Annotated in this window: 14 protein-coding genes and 1 riboswitch (1 of these 15 running past the window's edge); of the genes, 12 read left to right on the top strand and 2 right to left on the bottom strand. The window is 43.5% G+C overall.

Annotated elements, in window-relative coordinates; genetic code table 11:
• Window positions 1-19 precede the first annotated feature (19 nt).
• Window positions 20-622, bottom strand: a complete 603-nt coding sequence (locus tag NKF87_RS10755; protein WP_117597684.1) for a TetR/AcrR family transcriptional regulator — start codon at window positions 620-622, stop codon at window positions 20-22.
• Window positions 623-828: 206 nt separating this feature from the next.
• On the opposite strand from NKF87_RS10755, the gene NKF87_RS10750 reads away from it, so the two are divergent.
• The 4 genes from NKF87_RS10750 (at window position 829) to NKF87_RS10735 (ending at window position 6582) form a co-directional block, all read left to right on the top strand.
• On the top strand, window positions 829-2985 hold the full coding sequence (locus NKF87_RS10750) for a Tex family protein (RefSeq protein ID WP_117597784.1): 2157 nt from the start codon (window positions 829-831) through the stop codon (window positions 2983-2985).
• 35 nt (window positions 2986-3020) lie between these two features.
• Window positions 3021-3911, top strand: a complete 891-nt coding sequence (locus NKF87_RS10745) for a YitT family protein (protein ID WP_055283769.1) — start codon at window positions 3021-3023, stop codon at window positions 3909-3911.
• A gap of 62 nt (window positions 3912-3973) precedes the next feature.
• Window positions 3974-5593: a phosphoenolpyruvate--protein phosphotransferase gene (gene ptsP, locus NKF87_RS10740; protein WP_117597683.1), complete on the top strand. Its 1620-nt coding sequence runs from the start codon at window positions 3974-3976 to the stop codon at window positions 5591-5593.
• A gap of 44 nt (window positions 5594-5637) precedes the next feature.
• Window positions 5638-5805, top strand: a riboswitch (FMN riboswitch).
• Between the two features lie 147 nt (window positions 5806-5952).
• On the top strand, window positions 5953-6582 hold the full coding sequence (locus NKF87_RS10735; protein WP_055194493.1) for an ECF transporter S component: 630 nt from the start codon (window positions 5953-5955) through the stop codon (window positions 6580-6582).
• Window positions 6583-7216: 634 nt separating this feature from the next.
• On the opposite strand, the gene NKF87_RS10730 is transcribed toward NKF87_RS10735, so the two are convergent.
• Window positions 7217-7585 carry a VOC family protein gene (locus NKF87_RS10730; RefSeq protein ID WP_055283775.1) on the bottom strand — a complete coding sequence of 123 codons (369 nt, stop codon included), beginning with the start codon at window positions 7583-7585 and terminating at the stop codon, window positions 7217-7219.
• A 141-nt stretch (window positions 7586-7726) separates the two neighbouring features.
• Between NKF87_RS10730 and tsaE the strand changes: the two genes are divergently transcribed.
• The 8 genes from tsaE to ispD all read left to right on the top strand — a co-directional run.
• Window positions 7727-8152 (top strand): tRNA (adenosine(37)-N6)-threonylcarbamoyltransferase complex ATPase subunit type 1 TsaE, encoded by a 426-nt coding sequence (gene tsaE, locus NKF87_RS10725; RefSeq protein WP_028088421.1) that lies wholly within the window; start codon window positions 7727-7729, stop codon window positions 8150-8152.
• Window positions 8140-8874 (top strand): tRNA (adenosine(37)-N6)-threonylcarbamoyltransferase complex dimerization subunit type 1 TsaB, encoded by a 735-nt coding sequence (gene tsaB / locus NKF87_RS10720; RefSeq protein ID WP_117597682.1) that lies wholly within the window; start codon window positions 8140-8142, stop codon window positions 8872-8874. Before tsaE ends, tsaB begins: the two co-directional genes overlap by 13 nt.
• The gene (locus NKF87_RS10715; protein WP_117597681.1) at window positions 8867-9901 is read left to right on the top strand and encodes a threonine aldolase family protein; all 1035 of its coding nucleotides are present in this window, start codon (window positions 8867-8869) and stop codon (window positions 9899-9901) included. The genes tsaB and NKF87_RS10715 overlap by 8 nt, the downstream gene beginning before the upstream one ends.
• Complete coding sequence (gene rimI / locus NKF87_RS10710; RefSeq protein WP_242998869.1) at window positions 9895-10362, top strand: ribosomal protein S18-alanine N-acetyltransferase; 468 nt, start codon at window positions 9895-9897, stop codon at window positions 10360-10362. The genes NKF87_RS10715 and rimI overlap by 7 nt, the downstream gene beginning before the upstream one ends.
• Before the next feature lie 166 nt (window positions 10363-10528).
• Window positions 10529-10765 carry a hypothetical protein gene (locus tag NKF87_RS10705; RefSeq protein WP_055303701.1) on the top strand — a complete coding sequence of 79 codons (237 nt, stop codon included), beginning with the start codon at window positions 10529-10531 and terminating at the stop codon, window positions 10763-10765.
• Between the two features lie 9 nt (window positions 10766-10774).
• On the top strand, window positions 10775-11683 hold the full coding sequence (locus tag NKF87_RS10700; RefSeq protein ID WP_028088416.1) for a ribonuclease Z: 909 nt from the start codon (window positions 10775-10777) through the stop codon (window positions 11681-11683).
• 10 nt (window positions 11684-11693) lie between these two features.
• Complete coding sequence (gene tsaD, locus NKF87_RS10695; protein WP_028088415.1) at window positions 11694-12722, top strand: tRNA (adenosine(37)-N6)-threonylcarbamoyltransferase complex transferase subunit TsaD; 1029 nt, start codon at window positions 11694-11696, stop codon at window positions 12720-12722.
• Between the two features lie 28 nt (window positions 12723-12750).
• On the top strand, window positions 12751-13076 hold the beginning of the coding sequence (gene ispD / locus NKF87_RS10690; RefSeq protein ID WP_055303703.1) for a 2-C-methyl-D-erythritol 4-phosphate cytidylyltransferase. The gene runs 400 nt beyond the window's last position; the window shows 326 of its 726 coding nt (coding positions 1-326); the start codon lies at window positions 12751-12753; the stop codon falls past the right edge of the window.

Below are 13076 nucleotides of genomic sequence, written 5' to 3'. Positions count from 1 at the left end.
TTCATAGATTTCAAAATGATCAGAACAATCCGTTCAGATAAGTAGTAAGGGAACGGCGCATATTACCCTCAAAATCAGCATCGCCACTCTTTAAACACCACTCAAATACATTTCCGATTACGATCATACGGATGTCGGTTGTGATATCCTCCAGATCAGCAGGAGGGGAAATGATTCCGGCATCAATTACGCGTTTCAGATAATCGTGAACGGTGATGATCGGATATGGTCTTTCCGTACGGATCAAAGGGTTCAGGGACTGATTCTTAGGTGTATAGTAATTGGCCATAAATTCAACTCCGAGCTCTTCGCAGTAGTGAACATAATTCAAGTAAACCGAGATGATTGCCTCTTTTGTCCCGGCAGCACTGGACGGAAGATCAAGAAGATCAGGATCCATACTCGGCTGTTCTTCAATATAATAAGAAAGAAGATCATCTTTTGTCTTGAAATGATGATAAAAACTTCCATTGGAGACACCGGCTTCTTCGCAGATATTCTTGATCGACAGCTGCTCATAACCCTGCTTTTGCAGGATCCGTTTGGCTGCCTGAAAGATCTTGGCACGTGTTTCCCTGGATTTGAGTTGTTGTTTTGAGAGTCCTTGTATTTCCTGATTCATAAGTAAAAGCCCCTTTAAGTATTTCTGTTTTTCTGATAAGTTCAAGTAGCTTCAGTATAACATAGAGAAAATATATTTTCAAGAAAACAGAGTGAACTCTGTATTATAGACGCCATTGCATACAGTGGGGAATTCAGTTATAATTATCCGCGTAATAAAGAAGTACAAATTCTTTGAATACGGCAAGAAAGGGAAAGACAAAACATATGGATATTAATCAGGTGATTACCGGGGAACTTGGAGTCAAAAGATGGCAGGTCGATGCGGCGGTAAAATTAATCGATGAAGGCAATACGATCCCGTTTATCGCAAGATATAGAAAAGAAGTCACGGGAACATTGGACGATGCTCAGCTGCGAACATTGTATGAGAGACTGGTATATCTGCGCAATCTGGAAGAAAAGAAAGAACAGGTTCTGTCAAGTATAGAGGAACAGGGAAAACTCACCGGAGAATTAAAAAAGCAGATTCTGGCAGCAGAGACGATGGTTGTGGTAGAAGATCTCTACCGTCCGTATCGTCCAAAACGCCGGACACGTGCCATGATCGCAAAGGAAAAAGGACTGGAGCCGCTTGCAGCAGTCATCACGCTTCAAAAAGCAGATAAACCGGTAGAAGTGTATGCAGAAGAATATGTGAATCCGGAAAAAGAAGTGAATTCTGTAAAAGAAGCAATTGATGGAGCAAAGGATATCATTGCTGAGTCAGTATCGGATGAAGCAGATTACAGAATCTGGATCCGTAAAGCAACCGTACAGCACGGGAAAGTAATCTCACAGGCAAAAGACGAAAATGCGGAGTCTGTATACGAGATGTATTATGATTTCGAAGAACCGGTAAACAGACTTGCCGGACACAGAGTGCTTGCATTGAACCGTGGAGAAAAAGAAAAGTTCCTTACGGTGAAGATTGAAGCACCGCAGGACGATATCTTAAGATATCTGGAAAAGAAGATGATCCACAGTGATAATCCGTATACCACACCGATCTTAAAGGAAGCGGCAGAGGACAGCTATAAGCGTCTCATTGCACCTGCGATTGAGCGTGAGATACGAAGTGACCTGACAGAGAAGGCAGAAGACGGGGCAATCAGCGTATTCAAGAAGAATCTGCATCAGCTTCTGATGCAGCCGCCAATCGTAGGACAGACTGTACTTGGATGGGATCCTGCATTCCGTACCGGCTGTAAACTTGCAGTTGTAGATCCGACCGGTAAAGTCATCGGAACAACGGTTATCTATCCGACTGCTCCGACGACACCGAAGAAAATCCAGGCATCCAAAGATTTGCTGAAAAAGATTATTGAAAAATATAACATTACATTGATCTCTGTTGGAAATGGTACCGCATCCAGAGAATCTGAGCAGTTCATTGTAGAATTATTAAAAGAGATTCCGCAGAAAGTGCAGTACGTAATTGTAAATGAAGCAGGAGCTTCCGTATATTCGGCAAGTAAGCTTGCATCGGAAGAATTCCCGAAGTTTGACGTTGGACAGAGAAGTGCGACATCCATTGCAAGAAGACTGCAGGATCCATTGGCAGAACTTGTGAAGATTGATCCGAAATCCATCGGTGTCGGACAGTATCAGCATGATATGAACCAGAAAAAGTTAAGTGAAGCTTTATCCGGTGTTGTGGAAGACTGTGTAAATAAAGTCGGAGTTGACCTGAATACGGCATCGGCACCGCTCCTTTCTTATATTTCCGGAATATCCGGAGCAATTGCTAAGAATATTGTGGCATACAGAGAAGAGAACGGAAGATTCACAGACAGAAAGCAACTTTTGAAAGTTGCAAAACTCGGACCAAAAGCCTTTGAGCAGTGCGCCGGATTCATGAGAATCCAGAATGGTACGAATCCGTTAGACGGAACCAGTGTACATCCGGAGTCCTATGAAGCTGCAGAAAAACTGCTGAAGAAACAGGGATTTTCATTGGAAGACATCAGCGGAGGAAAGCTAACCGGACTTTCCCTCACGATCAAAGACTATGCAAGACTTGCCGGGGAACTGGAGATTGGAGAGATCACCCTCCGGGATATTGTGAAAGAACTGGAAAAACCGGGACGTGACCCGCGTGACGAAATGCCGAAACCGATCTTAAGAACAGATGTCTTAGATATGAAAGACTTAAAGGAAGGCATGATCCTGAAAGGAACCGTAAGAAATGTCATTGACTTTGGCGTGTTTGTAGATATCGGAGTGCACCAGGATGGACTGGTACACATTTCCGAGATCACGGATAAGAAATTCATCAAGCATCCGCTGGAAGTGGTAAGCGTTGGCGATATCGTGGATGTAAAAGTGATGAGCGTGGATCTTAAGAAGAAGAGGATCCAGCTTACGATGAAAGGAATTTCATAATCCGGGAAAGAAAGTACGGAGAGAGGATGGAGCGCATGAAAAAAAGTTGGGAAAAAATAATCAAAACCATTCTGGGAGTTCTGGTCGGCAATCTTGTATTGTCGTTTGCTGTGGCAGCGTTTATCGTGCCGAATGGGATCATTATGGGAGGTGCGACTGGTATCGGTCTTACGATCAGCCATTATTTTCAGGTAAACCTATCGATGATTATTTTGGCGATCAATGCGGTGCTGTTCGTTCTCGGTGCAGTATTTTTGGGAAAGAAGTTTGCATTGACAACGATCATCAGTTCCTTTATTTATCCAATATTCCTGTCGATGGCACAGTCCATTCCGGGAATAGACAAAGTGACGCAGGATAATGCTATGCTTGCGGCATTATATGGAGGGGTTCTCCTTGGAATCGGTATCGGACTGGTGGTAAGAGTAGGTGCTTCTACCGGTGGAACAGATATACTGGCACTTGTGTTACACAAATGGTTTCATGTCCCGGTAGCGGTATTCTTGTATATCGTAGATTTTTCGGTGCTGGGATTTCAGATGCTGTTTTCAGATTCGGAACAGATACTGTATGGTATTCTGAATTTGTTTTTAAGTACGGTTGTGCTGAACCGGGTGATGCTTCTTGGAAAGTCACAGATCCAGTTATTTGTAATTTCGGACAAATACAGAGAAATCCGTCAGAAAGTCTTAACGGATATTGATGCCGGAGTGACGATGGTAGACATCGAGACCGGTTATGGAGAGCAGAAGCAGCAGGGCGTATTATGTGTTATCCACAGCAGAAAGCTGTATTCGGTAAAAGAGGCGATTCAGGAGATCGATCCGAAAGCATTTATCACGATCACGCAGATCAATGAGGTAAGAGGACGCGGATTTACAATGGAAAAGCTGCGTTACGACGAATTGAATCTTACGAAAAACTAGACTTTACAGGTATTGTGGGTTAGAATGTTAACAAAGATTGAAGGAAGGACGAGGTATCATTTATGGAGAAATATACTGGCAAATCAATATTTAAAGGAATTGCAATTGGAAAAATATTGTTCTACCAGAAGGGAGAACAGCCTGTAAAACGTGTGAAAATAGAGGATACTGCAGAACAGATCAAACGTTACGAGGATGCACGCGCAAAGGCAGCAGAGCAGTTACAGGGACTGTATGAAAAAGCATTAAAAGAAGTCGGAGAAGCGAATGCTGCTGTATTTGAAGTACATCAGATGATGCTGGAAGATGATGATTATATTGATTCTGTTGTTAATATCATCGAGACACAGCAGGTAAACGCAGAATTTGCCGTTGCTACAACAGGAGATAACTTTGCGAAGATGTTTGCAGAGATGGAAGATGATTATTTCAAAGCGAGAGCAGCAGATGTAAAAGATATCTCGGAACGTATGGTAAATATCTTAAGTGGGAACGAAAGCGGTGGAGCCATCGGTGATGAACCTGTGATCGTTGTGGCAGAAGATCTTGCACCAAGTGAGACGGTCCAGATGGACAAGGAGAAGCTCCTTGCATTCGTAACCAGACTTGGATCTGCAAATTCACATACAGCAATCCTTGCAAGAACGATGAACATCCCGGCACTGATCGAAGTTGATATTAAAGAAGAGTGGAACGGAAAGATGGCGGTTGTAGACGGTTACACAGGAACATTCTACATTGATCCGGATGAAGAAACTTTAAAGAAAATGCAGGAAAAGAAAGAAGAAGACATCAAAGCAAGAGAACTTCTTCAGGAATTAAAAGGAAAAGAAGATATAACGGTAGACGGAAAACATATCAAATTATATGCAAATATCGGCGGTGTAAAAGATGTTACAAGTGTACTGGCCAATGATGCGGCCGGAATCGGTCTGTTCAGAAGTGAATTCTTATATCTGGAAGCGGATAATTATCCGAATGAAGAAGCACAGTTCCAGGCATACAAGACAGTAGCCGAGAACATGGCAGGTAAGAAGGTAATTGTACGTACACTGGATATCGGTGCGGACAAGCAGGTGGATTATTTCAACCTTGATCATGAAGAAAATCCGGCCATGGGATACCGTGCGATCCGTATCTGTCTGGACAGAAGAGATATCTTCCGTACACAGTTGCGGGCACTTCTTCGTGCAAGCGCATACGGTAACATTGGAATTATGTATCCAATGATCATTTCTGTAGATGAAGTGAAAGAGATCAAGAAGATCGTAGAGTCTATCAAAGCAGAACTGACAGAAAAAGGAATCGAGTACGGTGAAGTTGAACAGGGTATTATGATCGAGACACCGGCAGCAGTGATGATCAGCGATCTTCTGGCAGAGGAAGTTGACTTCTTCAGCATCGGAACAAACGACCTGACTCAGTATACACTGGCAATTGACAGACAGAACAGCAAACTTGACAACATTTATGATTCACATCATCCTGCAGTGCTCCGCATGATCCAGAAGACGATCGAAAACGGACACAAAGCAGGATGCTGGGTTGGTATCTGCGGAGAACTTGGAGCAGATATGACTCTGACAGAGACATTCCTTAAGATGGGAATCGATGAATTGTCTGTATCTCCGACATTTGTTCTTCCGATCAGAAAACTGATCCGTGAGATGAGCACAAAATAATAGTTGCATAGACGGATATGCCGTACTATAATATAGGACGAAAGAAGATTCTTCGGGGCAGGGTGTGATTCCCAACCGGCGGTAAAGTCCGCGAACTGGTCATTGAAGAATTTCTGGTCAGAGATATCTGGACAGATGTTATCAATGTGATGATCAGCCGATCTGGTGAGATTCCGGAACCGACAGTAAAGTCTGGATGAGAGAAGGATGATATGATATTTACAGAATTATCAGAATGATATGATTGCCCCGTTGCCCTTTTGGGTGACGGGGTTTTTGTCTGCAATGTGAATATCGTATGGTTCAAAATAAGAAGTTTCTTCCTTTAGAATATAATTCAATTTAAAGGAGAAAGAAAGATGAGTACAAAAGTAATGACAAGACAAAATGAAAAAAACAGAAACAAAATCAGGACAATGGCACAGATTGGTATGTTATCGGCAATCGCAACAGTATTGATGTTGTTCGAAATTCCGCTTCCGTTCGCTCCGTCCTTCTACGAGATAGATTTCAGCGAAGTACCAATCCTGATCGGAAGTTTTGCAATGGGACCACTCGCCGGAGCGGCAATAGAACTTATCAAGATCTTACTGAACTTTGCAATCAACGGAACTATGACAGCGGGAGTCGGAGAAATCGCAAACTTCCTGATCGGCTGTTCACTGGTTGTGCCGGCCGCATTGATCTACCATAAGAAACATACCAGAACCGGAGCAGTAGCCGGAATGGCAGCGGGAACCGTATTCATGACAGTAGTCGGATGTTTCCTGAATGCCTTCGTATTACTACCGGCATATGCCAAAGCATTCGGTATGCCGATCGACGGCCTGGTTGGAATGGGAACTGCCGTAAACAAACATATCACAGACCTTAAGACTTTTGTGATACTGGCAGTCGGACCATTCAATCTGCTGAAAGGTATACTGGTATCTTTGATCGTGTTCCTGGTTTATAAAAAAATCAGTCCGATATTGAAGATGAATGCGTAATTTGGGATTTAATTCAGGAAGGCTGTGGATACCCGAACCGGAATAAAGCTTGGAAAGGTGTTCCTGTTCAGGTTCCATCGGCGGGTCAATTCTAAAGGGGCAAAATTCTGCTAAAAGCAGGCTTTCAAAATTTGAAACTCGGCATACGCCTCAGACAGTCAAATTTTGAAAACCCAACGCAGAATTTTGCCCCTTAAGAATTACCAACTCCTCTTTCACATTCACTGGAACGCCTTTCCAAGTTTTATTCCGTGTGTATCAAATGCCTTATGAATGAAATGGCAAATGCGTAACCGTAGTGGCTTCCACCGGGTTACACTTCCGGGCATTTCATTTATTAATATCCGCTGCCAGTCGCGACTTGAAGGAAACAATAGATAAGGATTATTGTGAATGTGGAATACCGTTAGAAACAATTAGAGAGTCAGAAGCACCGTTAAAGGAACGAAGCGAACGTGTTTGAGGCGAACGCCGAGTTTGAGCGTAGTTCCTTTGCTTTTAGGTGGTTCTGACTCTCTTAGTGTTTCTTATGGTATGGAACCTGAACAAGAAGCCTTATCTATTGTTTCCTTCAAGGACTGAGAGGCCGCTTCCCCAGTTAATAAATTAAATCCCAATTCAATTCCAATTAAATTTATTCCGCCGGGCAGATTTCCACCCAATACCCATCCGGATCATTGATAAAATAGATACCCATCTCCGGGTTTTCGAAACAGACACAATCCATTTCCTTATGGAATGCCAGTGCCGCGTCCATATCATCTGTCTGCATTGCCAGATGAATCTCATTGTCTCCGAGATCGTAAGGTCTGTCCATATCGCGCAGCCATGTGAGCTCTAATTTGTGCGGGGTGGTATCATCTCCCATGAATACCAGCTTGAAGCTTCCGTCGGCAGCTTCTGTCTCTTTTGTAATCTTAAGTCCAAGTGCTTTTTGGTAGAATTCGATAGACTTGTCAAGATCGGCAACGTTAATGTTATTGTGATAAAATGTGAATTTCATACGTTTTCCTCCATTATTGATAAAAATTAATATATTTAAGCTGTTATCAGAAAGTATATCATGAGTAGCAGAAGAAAAAAAGATGTGTTATACTTAAAGATACTGAATACAGTGATTTCAAAAAATGGAAAGGGAGAGCTTATGATAATAGAGACAAACAGTGAGAAAGAGACTTGGGATCTGGGATTTAGTCTGGGTGAAAAAGCCTGTGCAGGGCAGGTGTATACATTGGTGGGAGATCTGGGTGTCGGGAAGACGATATTTACCAAAGGTCTTGCCAAAGGACTGGGGATAGATGAACCGGTCAGCAGTCCTACATTTACCATTGTGCAGATCTATGATGAAGGAAGACTTCCCTTTTATCATTTTGATGTGTACCGAATCGGTGATGTGGAAGAGATGGATGAGATTGGCTATGAAGATTACATTTACGGAGAGGGCGTCAGCCTGATCGAGTGGGCTAATCTGATTGAAGAGATATTACCGGAACATTACACAGAGATTAAGATAGAAAAGGATCTGGAAAAAGGATTCGATTACCGGAGGATTACAATATGCGAATATTAGCATTAGACAGCTCAGGACTGGTCGCCAGTGTAGCTGTAGTAGAAGACGGGGCAGTGGATGACCAGGTCATTGCCGAATATACAGTCAATTATAAGAAGACACATTCACAGACATTACTTCCGATGCTGGACGAGATCGTGAAGATGACAGAACTGGATCTGCATACCGTAGATGCGATAGCGGTAGCCGGAGGGCCGGGATCATTTACGGGACTTCGTATCGGTTCCGCAACGGCCAAGGGACTTGGACTTGCGCTTGAGAAACCACTGATTCATATTCCGACATTGGAGGGACTTGCCTGCAATCTGTGTGGAATTGCAGATGTTGTATGTCCGATTATGGATGCAAGACGCGGGCAGGTGTATGCAGGAATCTATGAATTTGACGGACAGAAGCTTCACATACTGGAAGGCCAGATGGCAGTTCCGATAGAAGAACTGGGAGAAAAGCTGAAAAAGTATTTAAAAGAAGGAAGAAGAGTAACCTTCCTTGGCGACGGGGTCCCTGTGCATAAGGCAAAGATCACAGAAGAGATCCTGCCGGGAGAAGCGGTTACATTTGCGCCGGCAAATATGAACCGGCAGAGAGCTGCATCCGTAGGAACACTGGGAATGCAGTATTATAAAGAAGGAAAGATTGAAACTGCGATGGAGCATGAACCGGAGTATCTCCGTGTGTCTCAGGCAGAAAGAGAACGGAAGGAGAGAATGGAGCATGTATAGATTTCAGTGCGATTATACAGAAGGAGCACATCCGGCAATTATGCAGAGGATGATAGAGACGAATATGGAGCAGACCAACGGATATGGGCTGGATCCATACTGCGACAGTGCAAGACAGAAGATTAAGGATCTGTGTGAATGTCAGGATATGGATGTGCATTTCCTGGTAGGAGGAACACAGACCAATACAACAGTGATCAGTGCGGCACTCCGCCCATATCAGGGAGCGGTCGCAGCGGTAAGCGGGCATATCAATGTACATGAGACAGGGGCAATCGAAGCAACCGGACATAAAGTACTGCCGCTTCCAAGTGAAGATGGAAAGATTGCTGCCGCACAAGTAGAAGAGATGTGCCATGCTCACTGGACGGATGGAAGTCAGGAGCATATGGTACAGCCGGGGATGGTATACATTTCCCATCCGACGGAAAACGGAACACTGTATACAAAGAAGGAATTAGCGGATCTGCATGAAGTATGCAGAAAATATGGTATGTTATTGTTTCTTGACGGAGCACGTCTGGGATATGGGCTGATGGCAGAGACAAATGATATCACACTTGCAGATCTTGCAAAGTATACAGATGTATTTTATATCGGTGGAACTAAGGTGGGCGCATTATTTGGTGAAGCTGTTGTGATCACTAACCGGGCATTGAAGAAAGATTTTCGCTATATGATCAAGCAGAATGGCGGAATGCTGGCAAAAGGACGTCTTCTTGGTATTCAGTTCGATACGCTGTTTACGGATGATCTTTATTTTAAGATATCCGCACATGCAGACGAATTGGCAATGAAGCTTAAAAAGATATTTCTGGAAAAAGGATATGGTCTGCGTTACGATTCCTATACGAATCAGCAGTTCCCGATCCTTCCGGACAGTCACATCGAAAAATTAAAAGAAAAATATGTATTTGAATTCTGGGAGAAGGTATCGGATACCGAAAGCGCAGTCAGATTCTGTACAAGCTGGGCAACAAAACCGGAAGTGGTAGATGAATTGATAAGGGATATCATGGCATGTTAGAAAATCAGATGGAATCAGATAAAATGATCGAAATAAGTGAGGCTGATTTTCCGGAACTTCCGGAGATTGCTGCATTGGAAAGAGAGATATTTCCTGATGCATGGAGTCTGAAAAGTCTGGAAGAGACGTGGAAGCAGAAGAATGCCGCAATATTTGTGGCAAAGACAAAAGAAGGAATGGCCGGCTATCTTATCTTCTATTACGTATTAGAGGAAGGTGAAATTGCAAGGATTGCAACGGCACATTCTGTGCGCAGACAAGGGGCAGCCAGTCAGATGTTCCGGAAACTGCTTGACTTCTGTCGGGAGCAGAAGATAACAAGAATCATGCTGGAAGTAAGAGAAAACAATGAAGCTGCCAGACAATTCTATGGAAAATGTGGATTTACGAAAGATGGGATCCGCAGGAATTACTATGAGAATCCCAAAGAAAATGCTGTTTTGATGTCCGTAAATCTGTAGGAAACAATGGTAATTCTTACAGCACTTTCCACTGGTCAGCATACAGATGAAAAGCTATAATATAGGCGTAACTGAGAAAATTACAGACAGAGAATAATGAAAAGAAAACGATGTAATGTATGAAAAACACCGGAAAAAACGGTGACAGGATTACAGGAGGAATGGTATGCGCCAGTTTAAGGAACGGACAAGAAAAGTAAAAGAAGTAACCAGTATTGTATGTAACAAATGTGGAAGAGTGATTCCGGTCGTAGAAGGGGTTCCGCAGGAAGACGTCCTGACAGTGGATAAGCGATGGGGATATTTTTCGGAAAAAGATAACCGGAGAGATCATTTTGACCTTTGTGAATCCTGTTATGATGAACTGACAAGGAACTTTAAGATTAAAATGGAAGAGGAATAGAGGAAAATTATGTTAGATGTATGTTTGTTAGGAACCGGAGGGATGATGCCGCTGCCGTACAGGTGGCTTACATCCCTGATGGTGCGTTACAATGGAAGTAGTCTTCTGGTCGACTGTGGAGAGGGAACACAGATTGCGATAAAAGAAAAGGGATGGAGCTTTAAACCGATCGACGTGATCTGTTTTACGCATTATCACGGAGATCATATCAGCGGACTTCCGGGGCTCCTTCTCACTATGGGAAATGCGGACCGTACCAAGCCGCTCACATTAATCGGACCAAAAGGACTGGAACGAGTGGTGAATGCACTGCGCGTGATCGCACCGGAGCTGCCGTTCCAGATTAAATATATGGAAATCACGGAGGCAGAGCAGACATTTGAGATGAATGGCTACCGCCTGAGAGCATTTCGTGTAAATCACAATGTGACTTGTTATGGTTATACGATGGAGATCGACCGTGCAGGAAAATTCGATGTAGAAAGAGCGAAGGCATCGAATATTCCACAGGAGTACTGGGGAATATTACAAAAAGGCGAGACGGTGGAGACAAAGAGACATGTATATACACCGGATATGGTACTCGGGCCGGCAAGAAAAGGAATCAAGCTTACGTATACCACAGACACGAGACCTACGGAATCTATTAAGCAGAATGCAAAGCATTCGGATCTCTTTATCTGTGAAGGAATGTATGGCGAAAAGGATAAGCAGAAGAAAGCCAAAGAATATAAGCATATGACATTCTACGAAGCGGCACAGCTTGCAAAAGAAGCAGAAGTAAAAGAAATGTGGCTGACACATTATAGCCCGTCACTGACAAAACCAGAGGAATATATGGACGATGTCAAGGCAATATTCCCGAATTCAATCGCAGCAAAAGATAAGCGCTCGGTAGAACTGGTATTTGAAGATTAGGAGGGAAAATATGAGTGAGACAAAAGATGTATTAATACTGGCGATCGAAAGCTCTTGTGATGAGACAGCAGCGGCAGTTGTAAAGAATGGAAGGGAAGTACTGTCCAATGTCATTTCTTCACAGATTGCCCTGCATACGCTGTATGGAGGTGTTGTGCCTGAGATCGCTTCCAGAAAACATATCGAAAAGATTAATCAGGTTATCGAGGAAGCACTGAAAGAAGCAGAGGTAACACTGGATGATATCGATGCGATCGGAGTGACTTACGGACCGGGGCTGGTAGGTGCACTTCTGGTGGGGGTTGCAGAAGCAAAAGCAATCGCATACGCTGCAGGTAAGCCACTGGTCGGAGTGCATCATATCGAAGGACATATTGCAGCCAATTTTATAGAACACAAAGAATTAGAACCGCCATTTTTCTCATTGGTAGTATCCGGAGGACATACACATCTGGTACGTGTAAAAGATTATGGTAAATTTGATATCATCGGAAGAACCAGAGATGATGCTGCAGGAGAAGCATTTGACAAGGTGGCCCGTGCAATCGGACTGGGCTATCCGGGAGGACCGAAGATTGATAAGGTGGCCAGGGAAGGAAATCCGGATGCTATCGCATTCCCACGTGCAAATATAGAAGATGCACCATATGACTTCAGCTTTAGCGGATTAAAATCAGCTGTTCTGAATTATATCAACGGATGCAGGATGAAGGGTGAAGAATACAACCAGGCAGATATCGCAGCTTCTTTCCAGAAAGCAGTTACCGATGTACTGGTTGCGAAAGCTATGCATGCGGTGGAAGAATATAAGGTAGATAAATTTGCCATTGCAGGCGGTGTGGCATCGAATAGTGCTCTCCGTGCAGCTATGAAAGAAGCATGTGAAGATCGGGGAGTAAAATTCTATTATCCATCTCCGATTTTCTGTACGGATAATGCAGCGATGATCGGGGTAGCGGCTTATTACGAATACATGAATGGAACCAGAAGCGGATGGGATCTAAATGCGGTTCCTAATCTGAAACTCGGTGAGCGTTAATTTCAAAAAAACAGGCGGTGAACAACAAATGAAGAAGCGATGTGTGGCGATCGTACTTTCGGCAGGACAGGGAAAAAGAATGGGGACATCTATCCAGAAGCAGTATATAGAACTATGTGGGAAACCAATTATCTGTTACTGCCTGGAAGCATTTGAAAAGTCAGAAATTATTGATGATGTGATCATGGTAGCCGGAGCCGGGCAGGAAGACTATGTGACAGAAGAAATTGTAAATAAATATCATTTTGGAAAAGTGCGTGCAGTAATCCCGGGCGGAAAAGAACGTTATGATTCTGTTTGGAATGGGTTAAAGGCTATTCGTGACGGTATGGCCGGAGAAGAGGCAAAAGAAGG

Origin of the sequence: Dorea longicatena, assembly GCF_024168045.1 — a bacterium.
In the GTDB taxonomy this organism is placed as follows: Bacteria; Bacillota; Clostridia; order Lachnospirales; family Lachnospiraceae; genus Dorea_A.
Note: the sequence above shows the minus strand (reverse complement) of the source record. Positions and strands in the feature narration are given on the sequence as shown.